At 37.3% G+C, this 1,055-nt stretch carries 1 rRNA gene; it reads right to left on the bottom strand.

Going from position 1 to position 1,055, the window contains the following annotated elements:
- Nucleotides 1–460, bottom strand: a 16S ribosomal RNA gene (locus tag ACFO3O_RS22550); the annotation flags it as partial.
- Nucleotides 461–1,055 lie beyond the last annotated feature (595 nt).

Below are 1,055 nucleotides of genomic sequence, written 5' to 3' on the forward strand. Positions count from 1 at the left end.
CCCTTATTCTTCCCATATAAAAGCAGTTTACAACCCATAGGGCAGTCTTCCTGCACGCGGCATGGCTGGATCAGGCTTGCGCCCATTGTCCAATATTCCTCACTGCTGCCTCCCGTAGGAGTCTGGTCCGTGTCTCAGTACCAGTGTGGGGGATCTCCCTCTCAGGACCCCTATCTATCGATGTCTTGGTAAGCCGTTACCTTACCAACTAACTAATAGAACGCATACTCATCTTATACCACCGGAGTTTTAATTATTAAACGATGCCATTCAATAATACTATGGGGCATTAATCTTCGTTTCCAAAGGCTATTCCCCAGTATAAGGTAGATTGTATACGCGTTACGCACCCGTGCGCCGGTCGTCAGCAAGTAGCAAGCTACCTCTGTTACCCCTCGACTTGCATGTGTTAAGCCTGCCGCTAGCGTTCATCCTGAGCCAGGATCAAACTCTTCATCGTGTGTCTTTAATATATTTCAACTCACAATAAATAAGAAATTAATCGTCTCAAAATTCAAAATTCTAGTCTTCAATTCTTTTATAGTTCCTAATCAAAAAATTAGAAACTTGCATTAGATGCTGAAACAAGTTCAGCATTAATACGCGCTGTCAATTCAATATGTCAATGAACTCCCATCTGTCTTTTAGACATCTTCCCTAAGGGAAGAAAACTAGCCTAAAACAATAAATGGCATTTTCTTGTTTAGTGTAAAGGAATCGAACCTTTTTTTCTGAATCCATTTTCAGAATCCTGTTACCAAATCACTACATTAATACTCTTATGAACTTCGCTCCAAAACCTCTCTCTCAAAGCGGGTGCAAATATACAATTAATATTTTATTACAAACAAAAGAAAATTAAAATAATTTTTAATCTTTTTTTATCTCCTCAAAAATAATAATCACACACTAAAAAATGAACTCCCGCGCTTTTAAATCTCTATCCATATACTCCCTCTCAAAGCGGGTGCAAATGTACAATTTAATTTTACTTCTAAACAAACAAAAAAAATAAATATTTTTATTTTTTTATCCCTACCTAAAAACAAACCAAA

The sequence above is a fragment of the Dokdonia ponticola genome, assembly GCF_042653865.1.
GTDB lineage: Bacteria > Bacteroidota > Bacteroidia > Flavobacteriales > Flavobacteriaceae > Dokdonia > Dokdonia ponticola.